We start from the raw sequence: 17,483 nt of genomic DNA, 5'->3' as shown, positions 1-17,483 counted from the left end.
TATAAGAATGTATTAACTCCATAGAACTCTATGAACAATTAATTTCTATTTTCTAATCGCCGCGTTTCTCTAGATTTTTAGCAGTTTTACTTTGGGCAACATCCTTTTGGTTTTTAAAGGTACCCATGAGATAGTCATAGGCTGGATTCGTAACACCATACCAGTAATTTTCATTTTTGAAATGATGCCATAAATGAACCTTTTTCATCCAACGTCCCCATGGAGATATTGGCTGAAGAGGGCGATGGGCGATGTAATGCTTCCACTCATAAAATAATAAAAAGAGCATGATACCTGCAATAAATGCGTTTGTCATTACAAAGCTAGATGAAAGAATATAAAAAATGGCTGCTGCAATTGCAATGTTTGGCACACTATACCATAAGGGTAAAAATAATAAATGTAATTCATTCGGATGTGCATGATGGTCATAATGTAAGCGTTTAAGCATTTTTAACAAAAATGCATTCTTTGGTGGTTTCAGATGAAAAAGAAACCTGTGTGTAACATACTCAGCTAAGGAATACATAATCATTCCCAGAATAAAAGCACCCAAAATTACGATAGAGGTAAAATGTAGAATCATAAATCCAAAGCTAATGAGGAATAGACAACTCATGATTACTATATCAGGGTAGGAAAAATATTCTTTAAAATATTTCAATTTCATGTATCACGCCTCCAGCAATCTTTATTTTTTTCTATCTCTCCAAAGAGCCAAGCTTTTCTCCATTGTTGTCTTAGACAACCTTTCCGCTTCCATTGCATCTCCCTTTAATGCAGCTTTTAATAAGTCATGATAATAGTTGAAGGACAACCCACGATGGTCTTGTACAGAAAAAAATCTTTTCGCCATATCTAAATAAATGGAATCGAAGCTATTTAAAATGAGTAGATAGATTGGATTGACAGCAAGGCCAGCACATTTTTTTTGTAACTCCCAATCAAATGCTGCATAGCTTTCTGGACTATCTTTAAGCTGCTCTAGATTGGCAAGGAGAGCAACCACTTTAGGTTGATTAAACGTAACAGCATCACGAATATAAGTCGGAGTCAAAGAACTTCTTAATTCTAATAAGTACATGATAAATTCATCTGTAATGGTATGATGATTCTCAACAATATTAACAAGTGTCGATAAATTCCCATTGCGCCAATAATCATTAACAATCGCAGGCATTCCTTTTCTTCCTGTTATCCATCCACCCCTTCCTAAACGTTGAAGTGCCTCCCGAATAGTTGGACGACCAACACCAAATTTTTTTGCGAGCTCTCTTTCCGGCGGTAAAGTACTTCCTACAGAATAAACACCGGTCAATATGGATCTAATTAATTCATTCTCAATTTTATCTGAGGAGCGTTCCTTTTCTTTCAAATCCTCGTCCCCTTTATTTTGGTAATACAAATTAAATACAGTGGTAATACCAAAAATTATATATTGAGTTTGAATTTTCTGTCAATAGCGAGAGGCGATTTTTTATAAATAAGATGGTTTTTCACGAAGAGTGGAAAAACTATGTAGAAAATGCGGATATTGCAAAGGGTAGGCGAATGGCTAGGATTTAGTAAGTTACATTGAGTCATTCTAACTCAATACCTCATTTAGATATAACGCAGTGAACCGTACCATAAGTAAGTGCGGTTTTTGAAAAGACCATCTAAAACGCTTTAATTATGCGTTTTAAGTGGTCTTTACTTCATAAATATATATCGTTGTAAAGTGATATTTTTAATGTCGTTTTATCTTCTATTTATTAATAGTATATAATAAATATATTAAAAACCGTAAAAATTGGAGGCTTTGAGAGGAGCTGAGATAATGTTCGAACAAATTGACTTAAAAAAGCAGCAGCTGGATGCCAAACGACCACTGCCTAAATATACAGTCCAAAGCCTACGAGAGAAATTATTTTTAGAATGGACATACAACTCAAACGCAATCGAAGGCAATACTTTAACGATTAACGAAACAAAAGTAGTTCTTGAAGGCATTACAGTCGGTGGCAAAACGATGCGAGAGCATTTAGAAGTTATTAACCACCGAGATGCAATTTCTTATGTTGAAGATATTGTCCGAAAAGAAGAGCTGTTTTCAGAGTGGCAAATAAAAAATCTACACCGCTTAGTATTAAAAGGAATCGATGATGGTTATGCAGGTGTCTATCGTGATCAGCAGGTGTTTATTTCGGGTGCTGTTCATACACCACCGCTGCCTTTCAAAATTCAGGAGCAAATGGATGCTTTAATAAGTTGGTACGATGGGGAAGCACAAGCATTACATCCAATCGTTCGTGGTGCGATGTTACATGCGATTTTTGTTGGAATTCACCCATTCATTGATGGAAATGGTCGTACATCAAGATTGTTATTAAATTTAGAGTTAATGAAATCGGGCTATCCACCAATTATTATTCGAGTAGAAAATCGATTGGCGTATTACAATGCTTTAGACAAAGCACATACGACAGAGGATTATGGGGACTTTGTTAAGCTTGTTGCGAAGGAAGTTGAGGCTTCGTTAGATTTATATTTGAGTGGCGTATAAAAAGAATAAACACATTAAAAGTCACCTTTTATAACTTATAACTGCTAGGGTGACTTTTTTGTTGTAGGTCTAAAGGTGGGAGATAATTAGTATTTAATAGAAATATTGACATTTATTTTTCAGGCAACTAAGCTTAATTTAAAACAGAGCTGGGGAGGGAAGACTGCCAGTGGAATTCATTAAATTAAATTGTCCGAATTGTAATGGGAAAATTGAATATAAAGAGGAACAATCATTTAAATGTCCTTTTTGTGAAACTGAAATAATGTTGAAAGAGAATAAAGTCTATTATGTTGATCAGACGATTAATAATTATTATGGTACAGCTTCTGAGAATAAAGCTACACGTCCAAAACAGAATTTAAAATCGCTATTAATTATACCGGTTGTAATCCTTTGTTTATTCCTTGGCTATTTTCTTTTGAGCGACAATCAAACTGAATACGGTAACCATGAGAAAATACCTGTCCGGAAAATGCCTGAAAGCGAAGTTCTTTTATTCTTTTTAAAAGATATTTTTGATAAAGGTGAAGCAATGCCAACTAAAGAAGAAATCGCAAGTATCCGTTATTTGAAGGCATACTATTCTGAAGGTCAATGGCATTTTGATTACAGTCTGGACGATCCGTTTACAAATAAGCAAGCCAAAATTTCGAACTATATTATTATGGATAAGTTATTAAATACACAAAAAATCGAACAAAAAGATTTTGAAGCCTTTACTGGTCTGACGGTATTGAATTTGATGGGCGATTATGAAATATCACAAAGTGAAAATGTAAGCTTCCGACATCTGGAAGGTTTGAAAAGCTATACAGGTAGCTTTAATGAATCATTTAGTAAAATTGCTGAATACTTTAGCGATAAGTCTAATATTGAAGAGCTCTCTATTCAAATTCGAAGTAATGATGAACTTGCTTTATTATTGGAGTTTCCTAATCTTCAATCACTTGAAATTTCGTATTACAGCGAGACGGTTACAGACTTCCCTCTTCTGAATAAACTACCATTAAAATCATTGTCTTTAAAATCTGCCGATGATTTGAAGTGGTTGTCTTCATTAACTGATTTAGAGTCGTTAGCAATAGATATGAGTGAAGCGACAGATTTTAGCTCGTTCTATTCACTGAATCAATTACAAGAATTGAAGCTTACATCGGTAAGAAATTTAAAAACGCTTGATTTTATACAAAACATGCCCAATCTGCAATCGCTTGATCTTGAAAATATGGATATTACGAATTTAGAACGCCTTAGAAATAAGTCTTCATTGACAAAGCTACGTTTATCTAATCTTTATAAATTAGAATTACTTGATATTGTGAACAGCCTGACTTCACTGACCGATTTATCGATAACTGGTTATAGTGGTGATGTGTCACCGATTGTAGCATCCCATTTAAAAAAAGCGGAATTAGAAAGCTCTTTCATACCTAAGATAGAGGCACCTGCTTTAAAAGATTTGACTGTTTATATAAGTGGAGAGAAGTCGTCTTTCAATGGAGCAAAATTACTGAAATACCCACAGCTAGAACAACTTACAACGATGGAGTCTGGCGAGTTTACAGGTGTTAGTTCTTTAAATCGTCTGCCAAATCTGCAAACAATAAATTTAAATGAGACAACTTTTTATGAAGAGACGAGTGAATTATTCAATTTACAGCATGTAAAAACGTTAAATTGTAATAAGTGTAAGTTTCAAATTAATAGTCAAAATTCGTTTAACAACAAACTGGAACATTTAACTTTGAATGATGCATATTTTCAAATAGACAATGGTGACTGGGTGAACGAAGTTGATAAGGTTATGCCTTACTTTGCTGGCTTTTCTGCTTTGCGTTCATTCACTATGCAAGATAGTTCACTACAATCATTAGGTTTTATGGAAAATTGGCAACAAATTGAGGTGCTTCATTTGGAGAATAACGCTATTTCAAATGTAGAGCCTTTAGTGAGTTTGCCCAATTTGAAAAAGCTATATATTTTAGGAAATCAGGTGCAAAATAAATCTGTTCTAGACAATAGAATTGTGATTTATTGAGGTGAGGTGGACCGAATCCAAATATTTGGACCGATTTGTTGGACCGAACCCAGATATTTTGGACCGATTGTTGGACCGAATCCAAATACTTTGGACTGATTGGTAGACCGATTCAAGAAATAAAAACCGTATTTAGACCAGTTACGGTGAGCCTTATCTAAATAAATGAGGTTAGTTCATGAACTATTAAGACGTTGTAATGGAATGTCGTACATGTCGTAAACTAGCAAAAAGTAGGTACAAGAAAAATCTCGTACCTACTTTTTTATGTTGCCGCAATTTCCTCTAATTGTTTCCCAAGCTGTAGAAGGGTTAACTCATCTGCGAAGCGTCCTGTAAATTGCAGCCCGTATCATAAGGAAATGAGGCTTTTTTGTATAAAAAGCCCTTATTTTTACATTTTAAAGGGAAATGATCTGGTTTTTGGTATAATAAATGCAGCTATGTTAGCTTGTAGATTTTGACAATCAGCAAGAGAATCTACCTTTTGCTTACTTTGTAGTGTTATTGGGAGGGTTAAATGATGAAAAAGGCAGAAATGATGGATAAGTACTTAGATTCTTATGGAAAAAAAATTAGTAGTGCTGAGATTTGTCATGTTGTAGATTTAATTTTCAAGATTAATTTAGATAAGGTACCTATTTTATCTAAAGCGATGGAAGAAGCAGATGTGGTTTCTTCATCAGCCGGAAATGCACTTATATCTAGAGAGTTAATAGATTCTCATCTAAATCAATACGCTAGCGAAATAACAGGTACAGAAATTCGCAAAATAATAAATAAAATTTTTGGTGTTAATTTAGAAGGGATATCATCATTAGAGGGAGCAAGAATTTCTTTATATTCAAAAGGTCAGTGGATCGTTCAACATGAAAAAGATTTATTTGTAGTACATACTGGAGTAAGAGATGTTGATGTGAAGGTCTTTTCTACAAATTATTTCACTGAACAAACTGGATTAGTAGAATTACCAACTGACTTACAACATGCACTGACGAGTTTAGGGTATTACTTCGATGAGAAAATGGATAGTTACTATTTCTCAAACCCCACAGGTGAAGCTGTTCCAGATGCCTTCAAAGGAAAAACAATGGGCGCTATTCTTGGAGTTATTCAACATTCATTCTCAGATTTATAATAGAAAATATAATTATCCATATTCATAACAGGGATGTGTACAGTTTCGTAAAAAATCTCTGTAAGAAAAAAAAGTCATATAGAGGGAGTATGATTCCCGATCTATATGACTTTTCATAAGTTCTTACTTTCCAAAGGAAGACAAAAATTTAACTCGGTCTCCCATAGGAGGTGTATTATTATCCGTTAAAACTACTTCCAAGACTGCTGGCCCATTTAAATTCAATAAGTTATTAATCGTATCTTGGTTAATATCTTGTAGTTCCGTTACTTGGAAATTGGGTATATTCATAGCTGAAGCCAAAGCACTAATATTAATTGGATTTTGCTCAAAAGTTGGGTGAGTACGATGGAACTGTAGAGCATGTCCATGGTATACCATTCCTAAACGAGCGTTATTCATAACAATAAATAAAATTGGTAGATTATTTTCTTTTGCTGTCAATATTTCCATTCCATGCATGAAAAAGCAACCATCACCTGTAATACACACAACAGGGCGTTCAGGTTCAGCTAACTTTGAGCCAATCGCAGACCCAATTCCACTTCCCATTGCGCCAAAATGGACATTAATATCATAGGTATCATTATCTAAAACCTTCATGTGATGAATGACATAGGACATAAATTCACCAATGTCAATTGTATATCTAGTGGAGGATGGTAAATATTTTTGAATACTTAATAGAACGTTTTTTGTATTATATTCTTCCATATCTCCAAGAGGCTCTTTATTTTCTTTACCCTCAAGTGCAGTCTCTTTTGTTGTAAGCCCTTTAGTTCTTAACTCTTCTGTAAGTAATTGTAAACTTAAATTTATATCACCTAACACAGGTATATCAATTTCATATTTTCGATTGAACACCGATTGATCGTAGTCCATTTGTATAGAAAAACGATTTTTCGTAAGATTTAAGTTGTAGTTATTTGTTGCTGTTTCTCCTAAACTTGAACCCACGATTAATAATACTTGTCCATCGCCTTCAGCTATCAATTCTGAGGCAGCCTCATGGCCAGCAAAACCGAAAACGCCAACTAGAAGAGGATGATTTTCTGGAATGTATCCTTTTGCTTGCGGTGTTGTTAGAATCGGCCAATTTAGTATTTCTGCTAACTCTAGTAATTGCTCAACTGAATTCCTTACCCCTTGTCCTACCAAAATGTAACCATTTTTTCTTTTTAATAGCTCTTCAGCTACATTTTTAATGGTATCTATATTAGGGACTATTGCTGTTCTTTTTGGTGGGGCTGGTATTTCTATGTTTTGAACTATTTCGTGTTGAACATCAATTGGTATAGCAATATGTACTGGACCAGGCACTCCGGATATAGCGATTTCAGAGGCTTTTACTACTTCTTTTAGTAAATCCTTTGATTCTTTAACGGTTACACTATATTTAGTGACTGGTTGAAAAATCGGTTGGGCATCCAACTCTTGAGAAGCGTTTAAACCGACTGTGTTAACTGGAACAGCACCGGTTAAAAACAAAACCGGTAAATGCTCCCGCATGGCATTTGCAGCACCTGTTACTAAGTTTGTTCCACCAGGTCCACTACAACCAATACATACACTCATTTGGTTTGTGTATTTTGCGTAAGCTGCGGCCATGTATGACGCGGCTCCTTCATGTTTTGTTACAATCGGTGTTATTTCATTCATATCATTGAGTTCATCAAAAAATGCATTGACTGAACCTGCTGGAATACCAAAAATATATCGAACACCGTTACTTTTTAAATATTCTAAGACCGTACGAGCTGCTTTCATCATAAATCTCCTTTAATTTTCTAAAATAGATCGCTAATAAAAATATTTTTTCATAATATCTTCAGCCTTCATAGGCTTACTAAAAAAATATCCTTGCATTAAATGACAATTTTGTTCCAATAAAAAATCAGCCTGCTCTTTTGTTTCAACCCCTTCAGCAATAACCTCAAGTTTTAAATTTTGAGCGAGAGTAATAATCGTTTTTGTAATGGCTGCTGCATCATCCGTTAACATTTCTTGTACAAAGGATTTATCAATTTTTAATGTGGAAATCGGCAAATTTTTTAAATAACCTAAAGATGAATATCCTGTACCAAAATCATCAATGGCTAAATTTACCCCAAGTCCCTTTAATTGTATCATTGTTTTTAATGTTAGCTCTGTATTTTTAACAATTAAATTTTCTGTAAGCTCTAGTTGTAAATACTCAGGTGACAGATCTGTTTCTTTTAGGACATTTTCTACAATAGAAAATAAATTATTCTGTTCGAACTGGTGGACGGATAAATTTACGGACATACTAATTAAAGGGTATCCTTGGTTATGCCACTTTTTTAATTGTTTGCAAGCTTCTTTAAGAACCCACTCACCTATAGGAACGATTAAACCTGTTTCTTCAGCAATTGGAATAAACTTATCTGGTGATATTATTCCGTGTTCTCGATGATTCCACCTTAGTAAAGCTTCAACGCCCTTAATTCTGTTTGTTTTATAGTTTATTTGTGGCTGATAGAAGATAATAAGTTCATCTCGCTCTAAAGCCTTATATAAATCATTTTCAAGTTTAATACTTTCAAAAGTTCTTGTATCCATCCCTTCGCTAAAGAAATGGTAGCTAGTACCTGGTGTTTCTTTCGATTTGTACATAGCTGTGTCTGCATTTTTGATTAACGTATCTGTAGTATCACCGTTATCAGGAAACAGACTTATACCAATACTTGTTTTAATGTATATTTCATGGTCTGTTAGGTTGAAAGGTTTAGAGAAAGAAGCATCTATACAATTAATAACCTTCAAAATGTCATTTTCACATTTAATATTAGGTAAATAGATTGTAAATTCATCGCCGCCTTGCCGCGATACGGTTGCACCTTCAGGAACGCATGCACTTAAACGTTTGGCAACATCTTGGAGTAATAGATCTCCATAGCTATGTCCTAGCGAATCATTTACTAACTTAAAACGGTCTAAATCCAAGTATAGAACTGCTAATCTTTCTCCTTTATCTTTTGCATACTTCAGTCCTTGAGTTAGTCTGTCTATTAAAAGAACTCTATTGGGTAAATCCGTTAAACTATCAAAATAAGCGTGGTATTTAATCTTTTCTTCTAGTTGCTTTCTTTGAGTTATATCTTTAAATGTGACAACTTCTCCTACAATCTTGTTTCCTTCTTTTATTAAGGAGGTTACATATTCCACAGGAAAGTTGGAGTTGTCTTTTCTATAAAACACCTTGTAGCTGTTGAAATTTGTATTTAAAAAGGATGAAACAATAATTTTGTCCTCTGTTTCACTACCACTCATAATAATATCAACGGATTTTCCGATTAATTCCCTCTCTGTGTCATAACCCAACATGAGCGCACCAGCTGGATTGCAGAATGTAATGTTTCGATTAAGATCTAATCCAAAGATTCCTTCACCTGCAGAATTGAGAATTAATTCTTTTTCACGGCTAAGCTGTTGTAACTCTGCTACAACTCTTTCAAGTTCTTTATTTTTGACTATTACTTCTGAGGTTCTCTCCTCGATAATGATCTCTTGCTTTTCCATATATAAAAGATTTGATAATGTAGATGCTGTAGTGTCAACAATTGATTGGGCTAGCTGTAATTGAGTTTCTGAATAGAAAAATGCTTTTTCTTCAAGATTAACAATAGAAATTTGTCCTAAAATTTCACCCATTGAAATCAAAGGAAACATAACTAAACCATTTATGCCAAAATTGCGACAAATTTCATGATTAGGCCTTTCATCCTCAAATACATTTGGAATAAGAATTGCTTTTTTGGTTTCAAAAACCTCCTGCATTACAGCATCATTGCTTTGGTCAATTTTTATTTTGTTATGTATTTTTAGCCAATTTTCTTCTGTCCAATCACTATCCTTACTCAACTTAGCCGGTTTAACTCCTTTTTCTGTTAAAGGATCTAATAAATGAACACCTATATTATTATTATCTAAAACCTTTTCTAAGTAGAAAAAGCATTTATCAAAGCTCTCTTGTAGTGAGGAGCACATTGATAAGTCACGTGTAACATCAAGCAGTAACTGTTTTTCGTTAATAAGGCGTTCTTTATAAGCTAAGTTGTTTGCGTTTTGAATAGCAACAGCAGCCATATTTACATATGCCTCAACCGTTTGAATTTCTTCATCTGTTAAGTTCATTGGAATTCCATAATCAAATAAAAAAACAAGGCCAAATAACTCTTGTTCAAAGGAGATGGGAAGAACTAATAAAGATTTAATATGAAACCCCTCAACAGCTCTAGGATCAGGTCGATTATCGTTTGAGGTATCAGGAATATAGATGGCTTTCTTTGTTTCAATTACTTCTTTTGCCAGTAAATCTATTTCAGTGTCAATTACATGCATATTCAACGTCCAGCCATTAATAATTGCTGGTTTTCCTACATATCCTCTGAATGTTCCATCTTTTTGCGGCAAATAAATGCCCACAGAATCACATTTGACGATTTCTTCAGATATTGCTAGTGTTACCTGCTCCAATACTTCGCGTAAATCTAGCTTCATGTTTATCATTTTTGTTATATTGGCCAGTCGAGAATACCTCGTTTGTTCCATAGACATCTAAATGAACCCCCTATCTTTTATCATTGTTCTGTAATAATTCTTGTTAAATCTTTGCTTTATTCATATCGAATATCTCATTTTTTTATTTTACAGTAGTAATAAACAGGTAGGTAAAAAAAATATAAAAATTAGTTAAAAATTCTTAAGAGTATTTTATGTTTTTAGCCATTTGCCTTTTTATGTAGGACTACAAGCCTTCTTAAAGCGAAGTTACAGTGGCGATGGAAGGGTTTAAATTTGAGGCAGTGTATATTCTATTCTATTTGCATCGAAATGAGCCAAATAAAATCATCCTCAATAATAATTTGAATGTCTAAGCCAAGGCTAATCAACTTCTCCGCTTTTAATTGCTTTGTACTTATACCACGACGTTTGTCCCCAAGAATAAGGAAATCTGTATCTGGTGTCACAGTTCCTTGCATAATCCCTCCACAAGCTCGTACTCTTTTCGCAGCTTCTGAACGTGTCATAGCGGAAAGAGCCCCTGTAAAGACAATTTGTTTATTATAAAATGGATGCATCGAGCATTCGGATGGGTCAGAAAGTAAGATGACTTCTATGTTGTCCTTATTTTTATTCATGTTGATTCTCCTTGATTGAATGGAAAGATTTCTACTTAATTATAGGCGGGAATAATTGATATGACAGGATTTTTTGAACATTAAATTGTTTAAGCTTCATTTAATTCCATAACTCGATAATTTTCCTTATATACCAAATTTTATGATATATTATAGATAGTTAAATTCCAATATACTTTTAACTATGTACAAAAACAATTGTTAAAATGTATATATTTGTAGTTATTTTCAGGTATGTAAACTTTGTTTAGAGAAGCTAGTGAAATAGTATATTAAGTTGTACCATTAAATTTTACAAGAGGTGTTGTAATGCTTACAGTTAGTAATACTGAAACTTGTCTAAAAAACAGAATTGGTGAAAATACCAATGATATTAAAAAGGTTTGGGAAGAATTTAAGGCTTTTTCAAAAGAGGCAGTTGAAGGAGAAGACGTTAAAGAAATATTATTTCAATGTGGTGTTGATGATTATACTGAAAAGAAATTTTATTTTGACTTTGTACGTCAATTTACTATTCTTGATGAAGAAGATGAATATTCCCATATGGAACAACTTCTCTGTAGTTTTGAATTTAAGCCAACAGATGAGTTATGTAAGTTTAAGGTAACAGAATGGTCAATGTATTTTGAAGATATAGATGAATTTTTTAATCATATAGAAAGTCTCCAAGAGTTTAAAGTTCCTTTGAATTTAAAACCGATAAAATCAGAAGTCTATCAAACAAAAGTTTAGCGTTTTTTGGTTCATCACCATAACGTGTGGTTGATTTTTCGTTCCGACTGAGCGCGTCTGATGAGCCTGTTTTTTTCATTAATAGGGAGCTTTAAGTTTATTTATTACGAAGAACCTTACCATAAATAAAGGCAATTTTAGAAGACATGTACTTGAAAAAGAGCATGTCTTTTCTTTAGATGTGGGATTTATGAATCAACTGTTGCTTTCATTTTAAAACAGTGGAAGTACATAATAAACGGAAATTCGGTAGGCATATTCAGATAAAATGAATATGTCTATTTTTTATGGCATGGAAATTATTTGTAACGAAATACACGTTCAATAGTTATATAAGTGAAAGGGGGCAAAGTTATGGACTTTGAGGACATTTATCAAGCATATTTTCATGATGTGTATTTATATATGAAATCATTATCAGAAGATAAAAATATTGCGGAAGAAATAACACAAGAAACTTTTTTTAAAGCATTGAAGTCCTTTCAACAATTTGATGGAAAGAAGGATGTTCGGGCATGGCTCTTTACAATTGCAAAAAATACATATTTTACGCATTACAAAAAGCAGCAGCGTCAAACAAATCAAGTAGAAGAATCCGTTCTGAACGTTCGACTTGTGGAGCATTTAATGAACGAGGAAGAAGCTTTCGCTATTCATCATTACCTTCACTCAATGGATGAGCCATATAAAGAAGTCTTTTCATTACGTGTTTTTGGTGAGTTGCCTTTTGAAAAAATCGGTCAGCTCTTTGGTAAAAGTGATGGTTGGGCAAGGGTGACCTATTATCGGGCAAAAAAGAAAATAATAACATATATGGAGGCGAAACAGAATGAAAGAGATTAAATGTACCATCATTCAAGATATTTTACCGCTTTATGTGGATGGTGTTGTGAGCGAAGATACGAAAGATATGGTCAATAAGCATTTACAGACATGCCCAGCTTGTCAAAAAGAATACGAGCAAATGACGCAAACACTTTATGTGCCGGTAGAAAATAAAGTGACGTTGTTTAATAAGATTAATAAAAGATGGTATCGAAAAAAAATCATACTCATCAGTACCTCTGTTTTAACGACAGCACTTTTATTATTAGCTGTATTCTCTTATGTTTTTCATTATGAAAAAACGATCCCGTATGAAAAGAAGCTGTTTTCCGTTGAGCAACAGGAAGATGGAACACTAGCTACGTATTACTACGGGAAAAGCTATGCGGGTGTTGTTGCCTCACATCCGATGTCGATTGAAATAGATGGTGTAACTAAGAATGTGAGCTTTGTTTATTTTACGGAAACAATTGCTGATTCACCTAGGAGAAATCTCATTAATGGAGAAAAACAAACGGAAGCCTATCAGATTTCCTTGCCGGATAGTCGCTCGGTGGATGCCGTGTATTACGGAGAATTTGATCTTGAAAAAATTGTTATAACAAAAGAGCAAACGTGGGAAGAGCTTTTGCAGGGTAAGACGTTAATTTGGAAGAAATAGAGAAAAACATTAACCTCACTTATCGTCATCAGGGTGAACCGTATCATAAGTAAGGTTTTCAAAAATAGAATAGTTAATGAATCAAAAACTAAAAGTGTGTGAAATTTAAATTGATTTCGCATACTTTTTTTACTAAAGAAGGAATTTATCGATATTCCTCGAACTATTGAATGAAGAGAGGACAAATTAAGAATTTTTTGTCCAACAAACTGGCAGAGTAACTTTAAAATGTTACCTATTCGTATGAATAAGAATTAGAGAAGTATGTATTAATAATAAGGAGAAAAGGAAGGTCCAGAATGATTCAATTCCAAAAAAATAATATTACAATTTTTCAAAGTGCATTATATATGACTACCTCGGCAATCATTCAAACTAATGAAGCGGTAATCATGACAGATCCTAATTGGTTACCTACTGAAATTGAGGAAATTAAGAGCTATATAAACAACATTAAAGGTGATAAACAACTATATATTATTTACACACATAGCGATTTTGACCATATTATTGGGTCTGGGGCCTTTCCAGAGGCTAAGGTAATTGCATCTAAACAATTTGATGAAAATCCGAACAAAGAAGACAGCATTCAAAAAATTAAACAATTTGACCAAGGATATTATTTGAATAGAAGCTATTCACCCGTATATCCAACTGTAGATATTGTTGTTTCAGAGGATGGGCATAAATTAGAATTAGACTCAATAACCATGACATTTTACCAAGCACCTGGTCATACGGATGATGGTTTATTTACAGTGATTGAGCCTGATGGTCTGTTTCTTTCAGGAGATTATCTGTCAGATATTGAGTTTCCATTCATCTTTAGCGATTATCAAGACTATGTAAATACTATTAATAAAGCTGAAAATATTTTGCTTAATCATCAAATAACGACGCACATACCTGGACACGGTTCGACAACACAGGATCAACAGGAAATTCAAAAAAGGATAGATTGTTCGAAGTATTACTTAGAGCAGCTCCTTCATAATAACGGAGAGCTAGAAAAATTTTTAAGTGGGGAGTATCCATTTTTTGAAGGAATGAAAAGCATTCATACTGACAATAAGAAGATGGCTAATCAAGAACTTTAAGAAAAAAATGTGCTTACAACTAAGGAGGGGGAAAATCACATGATTCAAAAAGTTGGACAAGTCGCAATCCCTGTTAAGAAGTTAGATAAAGCAATACAGTTTTATAAAGAAAAACTTGGACTTTCACTGTTATTCAATACTGATAGCATGGCGTTTTTTGATTGTAATGGATTGCGACTTCTGTTAAGCCTCCCAGAAAAAGATGAATTTACTTATTCTAGTTCGGTTATTTATTTTCAAGTAGAAAATATCAGTAAGACCTATGAGGATTTAGTAAGGAAAGAAGTTACTTTTATTGACGAACCACATGTTGTAGCGAGAATGGGACAAACAGAAACATGGATGGTATTTTTTAAAGACTCAGAAGATAATACGCATGCATTAATGAGTGAGGTACAAGTTTAAGAAAGATCGTCTAAATAAATGAGCGGTCTTCTATACTTTTTATCGGCCTCTTTAATACTTCGTTTTTTTAGAATTAATCGCATATATGTATTCTATTCAACTTAGTATTTCTTATCCATAATCGCCCTCTTTCTAATTTTTGTTTAAGAATGCATTTTTGGGTTTATGGTTATTCGCTAATTCATCCGTGCATATTTTCTGGACATTTTAAAATACTATGTCTAGATACTTTATCTAATTAGCAGGAAGGGAAGAGGCATAATTGGCTAAGCACTCAGATACGAGTTGGAAAAAGGATCATCCAAGCACTTTGTTCGGCAACTCTGTCCAAAAGGTAGAGCGTTTGTTGAAGCATGCAAAAACACACCCCGAGGAGATAGCAATTGAGCATGCTTTCAATCAAATAGAACATGCTGAAAATGCTTTTACGAATGCAGTACAATATGGTGAGCATTTGGATACAGTCCAACAAAATAAAGAATATTTAGAGCAAATCAAAAAGCAATTACACGAAATGCAAGGGAAAGTAGAATAACTGTAAGACAACATATAACGTTAAGGAAAAATTATATGCTAAAAAATTTTCTCACCAAATTGGGAAAACTTTAGAGTAATCAGTTTCAAAAAACATAAAAGCCCTTCAATTTTTGAGGGCTTTTTATTCTATAAAAATTTTCATCTCTATGTCTTTCAATCGTCTACGAATAGTAGCTTCTGAAACGCCAAGTATTCGCGCAATTTCTCGATTGCTTTTTCCAGTATCCTTTAAATGCAATAACTTTAACTCATTGATGGCTACTTTAGGTCGTCCGTTTGGATTTCCTCCTCGCCATTCTTCATTTTTCTTTTTACTTCTTAGAAATTTTTTCAGCAATTTCTCACCTTCTTATGCGACAAACTCTAAGTTAGCTTTTGTTGGTTGATTTCTTTTTCACCATCTTTATGTTCCTTTCAATAATAGAGCTTACTATTATTATTATATATGAGGAGTTCTATTAACAGGGGATTTTCGGAAATAGAGAAAAATAGAACATCTCCGAAAAAATGCGACAAAACTCAATAATTAGAGTTTTGTCGCATTTTTTTTGAAAAGCCCATACAACAATTTGTTTCATAGATGAACTATATAAAGCATAATCTTCATCATTTTCATGCCATTCTCGATTGCTAGGATTATTCGGGTCAGTAGAATAGCACCGTCAGCTCCTTGGCGACTTTTTTAGTTTCAAACTCTATTTGTTGAAAAACTACTTTTTTGTTCAAAATCGTGTACATAAAATTTGAAATTAGGCATCTCAAGTAATACTTTATATCATTAAATCACTGATTTATTTCATTTTTGAAGGGATATTATATACTGAGACAATAAAACTGATGTGAAAGGAATAAAATAATGGTTATTGGACAAAAAATAAAACAACTTCGAAGTAGAGAAAATTTATCTCAAGAACAATTAGCAAATAAATTAAATCTTTCTTCTCAAGCTATATCAAATTGGGAAAGAGGAAAAAGTTTCCCAGATATTATGAATATCATTAGTTTATCAGATATATTTGGAGTTAGTTTAGATGATTTATTAAAAGATGATGTTGAATTACAAGAAAAATTAATAAGCTCCAAAAAAGACAAATGGAAAATTACTGGTCAGTCTTTTGCGTTTGTATTAGGACTTGTTTTTATAGTATTAGTAATATATGTGTATTTTACTAAAAAGGAATTTTTAATATTCCCTTTTATCACAGGTCTTTTATTTGTAATAGAATCAATTTTACAATTGAAAAAATTACTAAAATAAACAACAACTATCGGAACGTAATAAAAGCCAATTTAAAATTTATACTTTCAGAGTGTCAACAAGGTCTTCAAAATATGACTGTGTTGACACTTTTTAATTTTTAGCTGCCTCTTTCCTGGGAAATAATATTGGTTATTTTTGGATCATCACCAAAAGTTGTGGATGACATTTTTTAAATATATGCACTGTGTTTTAGTTGATTGTAGTGGAGACTGGGCGAATCAGCGTCACAGATGAGACCCTGGAGCAAGCAACGCGAGTGAAGCGGCTCATCGGACGCCCCCAGGAAGCTCTGCTCTGCGCGAAAGCGAAGCGTCGGCGGCAAGTGTTTTTTCTGTGCGAAAGCGTAGCGTCAGCAACAAAGCGCCCAGTCGGAACGGAAATCAACCACACGTTTTGGTAAAGAGCCTGATTTTTGTATTTTAGTTAATAGTTAGTTAACACCAAACGATTATTTTATATGGTGTAGTTTGTGCAGGAATACTTCTTGTAGTAGGGCCATAGATGACAATTAGGTTTCTATTTGCAGGGCTCTTTGAAAAAGGCTGCCCATTTTTTAATGAGATGACAGTAGAGGGAGAGAGATTTAATTGTAATTGCCCATCGCTACTCACCAATTGATAATTAAAAAAATCTACTTTTACATTTTGATAGTTATTTTCCTTAACAACGACAAGAGCTCGATACTGTGGTGGGTATATTAAAGGTACAGGTGCATCCCCATTATAATATCCAGTAATCTGATTACCGAGAGTCACAATTTCTTGGTTCACAAAGTAAGTAGAAGGTGAGATGACAAAATTGACGATGGAACCAGTACCATCTTCTATAGTCATAAGTTTATAACAACCTTCCCTTTCCCCATTTTGTCCAATCGAAAAATCTTCAATACGTGTAACGACCCCACGAAACGATTTAAAATTTACCATAGCCATTCCTTTCTCTATAGAATCTCGATCATTGGAGAGACAGGATCTCTGTCTAATTATTGTTTACTCAGAGGAACTGATTTGAATTCAATTTACGCAGAAGAAAAAGCAATCATAAAATAAGTGCTTTAGTAAAGTATCATTTTAATTTAT

18 protein-coding genes are annotated in these 17,483 nt (G+C 33.6%); 11 read left to right on the top strand and 7 right to left on the bottom strand.

Going from position 1 to position 17,483, the window contains the following annotated elements:
- Window positions 1-52: 52 nt before the first annotated feature.
- Together QUF91_RS27770 and QUF91_RS27765 are read right to left on the bottom strand one after the other, a co-directional pair.
- Window positions 53-670, bottom strand: a complete 618-nt coding sequence (locus QUF91_RS27770) for a sterol desaturase family protein (protein ID WP_285399476.1) — start codon at window positions 668-670, stop codon at window positions 53-55.
- Window positions 671-691: 21 nt separating this feature from the next.
- Window positions 692-1,375 (bottom strand): GntR family transcriptional regulator, encoded by a 684-nt coding sequence (locus tag QUF91_RS27765; protein ID WP_285399475.1) that lies wholly within the window; start codon window positions 1,373-1,375, stop codon window positions 692-694.
- Window positions 1,376-1,819: 444 nt separating this feature from the next.
- Between QUF91_RS27765 and QUF91_RS27760 the strand changes: the two genes are divergently transcribed.
- The 3 genes from QUF91_RS27760 (at window position 1,820) to QUF91_RS27750 (ending at window position 5,724) form a co-directional block, all read left to right on the top strand.
- Window positions 1,820-2,545 carry a Fic family protein gene (locus QUF91_RS27760; protein ID WP_289419985.1) on the top strand — a complete coding sequence of 242 codons (726 nt, stop codon included), beginning with the start codon at window positions 1,820-1,822 and terminating at the stop codon, window positions 2,543-2,545.
- A gap of 169 nt (window positions 2,546-2,714) precedes the next feature.
- The gene (locus QUF91_RS27755; protein WP_289419984.1) at window positions 2,715-4,586 is read left to right on the top strand and encodes a leucine-rich repeat domain-containing protein; all 1,872 of its coding nucleotides are present in this window, start codon (window positions 2,715-2,717) and stop codon (window positions 4,584-4,586) included.
- A gap of 523 nt (window positions 4,587-5,109) precedes the next feature.
- Window positions 5,110-5,724 carry a hypothetical protein gene (locus tag QUF91_RS27750; protein ID WP_285399471.1) on the top strand — a complete coding sequence of 205 codons (615 nt, stop codon included), beginning with the start codon at window positions 5,110-5,112 and terminating at the stop codon, window positions 5,722-5,724.
- A 123-nt stretch (window positions 5,725-5,847) separates the two neighbouring features.
- Here QUF91_RS27750 and QUF91_RS27745 read toward each other — a convergent pair whose 3' ends face one another.
- The 3 genes from QUF91_RS27745 to QUF91_RS27735 all read right to left on the bottom strand — a co-directional run bounded on the left by QUF91_RS27745 (window position 5,848) and on the right by QUF91_RS27735 (window position 10,886).
- Entirely contained in the window at window positions 5,848-7,491 is a 1,644-nt protein-coding gene (locus tag QUF91_RS27745) for a thiamine pyrophosphate-binding protein (protein ID WP_289419983.1), read from the bottom strand.
- 33 nt (window positions 7,492-7,524) lie between these two features.
- Entirely contained in the window at window positions 7,525-10,302 is a 2,778-nt protein-coding gene (locus QUF91_RS27740) for a bifunctional diguanylate cyclase/phosphodiesterase (protein ID WP_289419982.1), read from the bottom strand.
- A gap of 257 nt (window positions 10,303-10,559) precedes the next feature.
- The gene (locus tag QUF91_RS27735; RefSeq protein ID WP_285399467.1) at window positions 10,560-10,886 is read right to left on the bottom strand and encodes a BRCT domain-containing protein; all 327 of its coding nucleotides are present in this window, start codon (window positions 10,884-10,886) and stop codon (window positions 10,560-10,562) included.
- A gap of 309 nt (window positions 10,887-11,195) precedes the next feature.
- Between QUF91_RS27735 and QUF91_RS27730 the strand changes: the two genes are divergently transcribed.
- From QUF91_RS27730 to QUF91_RS27705, 6 genes are all read left to right on the top strand, one after another.
- Window positions 11,196-11,618, top strand: a complete 423-nt coding sequence (locus tag QUF91_RS27730; protein ID WP_285399458.1) for a hypothetical protein — start codon at window positions 11,196-11,198, stop codon at window positions 11,616-11,618.
- Window positions 11,619-11,972: 354 nt separating this feature from the next.
- Entirely contained in the window at window positions 11,973-12,461 is a 489-nt protein-coding gene (locus QUF91_RS27725) for an RNA polymerase sigma factor (protein WP_285399457.1), read from the top strand.
- Window positions 12,448-13,104 carry a zf-HC2 domain-containing protein gene (locus QUF91_RS27720; RefSeq protein WP_289419981.1) on the top strand — a complete coding sequence of 219 codons (657 nt, stop codon included), beginning with the start codon at window positions 12,448-12,450 and terminating at the stop codon, window positions 13,102-13,104. Before QUF91_RS27725 ends, QUF91_RS27720 begins: the two co-directional genes overlap by 14 nt.
- A 299-nt stretch (window positions 13,105-13,403) precedes the next feature.
- Window positions 13,404-14,201 carry an MBL fold metallo-hydrolase gene (locus QUF91_RS27715; protein WP_289419980.1) on the top strand — a complete coding sequence of 266 codons (798 nt, stop codon included), beginning with the start codon at window positions 13,404-13,406 and terminating at the stop codon, window positions 14,199-14,201.
- A 39-nt stretch (window positions 14,202-14,240) separates the two neighbouring features.
- Entirely contained in the window at window positions 14,241-14,606 is a 366-nt protein-coding gene (locus QUF91_RS27710; RefSeq protein WP_289419979.1) for a VOC family protein, read from the top strand.
- Window positions 14,607-14,868: 262 nt separating this feature from the next.
- Window positions 14,869-15,141, top strand: a complete 273-nt coding sequence (locus QUF91_RS27705; RefSeq protein ID WP_285399453.1) for a hypothetical protein — start codon at window positions 14,869-14,871, stop codon at window positions 15,139-15,141.
- Window positions 15,142-15,264: 123 nt separating this feature from the next.
- Here QUF91_RS27705 and QUF91_RS27700 read toward each other — a convergent pair whose 3' ends face one another.
- Window positions 15,265-15,480, bottom strand: coding sequence for a helix-turn-helix transcriptional regulator (locus QUF91_RS27700; protein WP_285399451.1), 216 nt, complete (start codon window positions 15,478-15,480; stop codon window positions 15,265-15,267).
- A gap of 519 nt (window positions 15,481-15,999) precedes the next feature.
- On the opposite strand from QUF91_RS27700, the gene QUF91_RS27695 reads away from it, so the two are divergent.
- Together QUF91_RS27695 and QUF91_RS27690 are read left to right on the top strand one after the other, a co-directional pair.
- On the top strand, window positions 16,000-16,401 hold the full coding sequence (locus QUF91_RS27695; protein ID WP_285399449.1) for a helix-turn-helix domain-containing protein: 402 nt from the start codon (window positions 16,000-16,002) through the stop codon (window positions 16,399-16,401).
- Between the two features lie 205 nt (window positions 16,402-16,606).
- The gene (locus tag QUF91_RS27690; protein WP_289419978.1) at window positions 16,607-16,804 is read left to right on the top strand and encodes a hypothetical protein; all 198 of its coding nucleotides are present in this window, start codon (window positions 16,607-16,609) and stop codon (window positions 16,802-16,804) included.
- A gap of 34 nt (window positions 16,805-16,838) precedes the next feature.
- Here QUF91_RS27690 and QUF91_RS27685 read toward each other — a convergent pair whose 3' ends face one another.
- Complete coding sequence (locus QUF91_RS27685) at window positions 16,839-17,330, bottom strand: hypothetical protein (RefSeq protein ID WP_289419977.1); 492 nt, start codon at window positions 17,328-17,330, stop codon at window positions 16,839-16,841.
- Between the last annotated feature and the right edge of the window lie 153 nt (window positions 17,331-17,483).

This window comes from Lysinibacillus sp. G4S2 (assembly GCF_030348505.1).
Lineage (GTDB): Bacteria > Bacillota > Bacilli > Bacillales_A > Planococcaceae > Lysinibacillus.
Note: the sequence above shows the minus strand (reverse complement) of the source record. Positions and strands in the feature narration are given on the sequence as shown.

Bases quoted from the DNA above. Each gene is read 5' to 3' on its own strand.
- QUF91_RS27770 (WP_285399476.1), bottom strand. From the start codon at position 670: ATGAAATTGAAATATTTTAAAGAATATTTTTCCTACCCTGATATAGTA.
- QUF91_RS27760 (WP_289419985.1), top strand. From the start codon at position 1,820: ATGTTCGAACAAATTGACTTAAAAAAGCAGCAGCTGGATGCCAAACGA.
- QUF91_RS27750 (WP_285399471.1), top strand. From the start codon at position 5,110: ATGAAAAAGGCAGAAATGATGGATAAGTACTTAGATTCTTATGGAAAA.
- QUF91_RS27745 (WP_289419983.1), bottom strand. From the start codon at position 7,491: ATGAAAGCAGCTCGTACGGTCTTAGAATATTTAAAAAGTAACGGTGTT.
- QUF91_RS27740 (WP_289419982.1), bottom strand. From the start codon at position 10,302: ATGTCTATGGAACAAACGAGGTATTCTCGACTGGCCAATATAACAAAA.
- QUF91_RS27735 (WP_285399467.1), bottom strand. From the start codon at position 10,886: ATGAATAAAAATAAGGACAACATAGAAGTCATCTTACTTTCTGACCCA.
- QUF91_RS27730 (WP_285399458.1), top strand. From the start codon at position 11,196: ATGCTTACAGTTAGTAATACTGAAACTTGTCTAAAAAACAGAATTGGT.
- QUF91_RS27725 (WP_285399457.1), top strand. From the start codon at position 11,973: ATGGACTTTGAGGACATTTATCAAGCATATTTTCATGATGTGTATTTA.
- QUF91_RS27720 (WP_289419981.1), top strand. From the start codon at position 12,448: ATGAAAGAGATTAAATGTACCATCATTCAAGATATTTTACCGCTTTAT.
- QUF91_RS27715 (WP_289419980.1), top strand. From the start codon at position 13,404: ATGATTCAATTCCAAAAAAATAATATTACAATTTTTCAAAGTGCATTA.
- QUF91_RS27710 (WP_289419979.1), top strand. From the start codon at position 14,241: ATGATTCAAAAAGTTGGACAAGTCGCAATCCCTGTTAAGAAGTTAGAT.
- QUF91_RS27695 (WP_285399449.1), top strand. From the start codon at position 16,000: ATGGTTATTGGACAAAAAATAAAACAACTTCGAAGTAGAGAAAATTTA.
- QUF91_RS27685 (WP_289419977.1), bottom strand. From the start codon at position 17,330: ATGGTAAATTTTAAATCGTTTCGTGGGGTCGTTACACGTATTGAAGAT.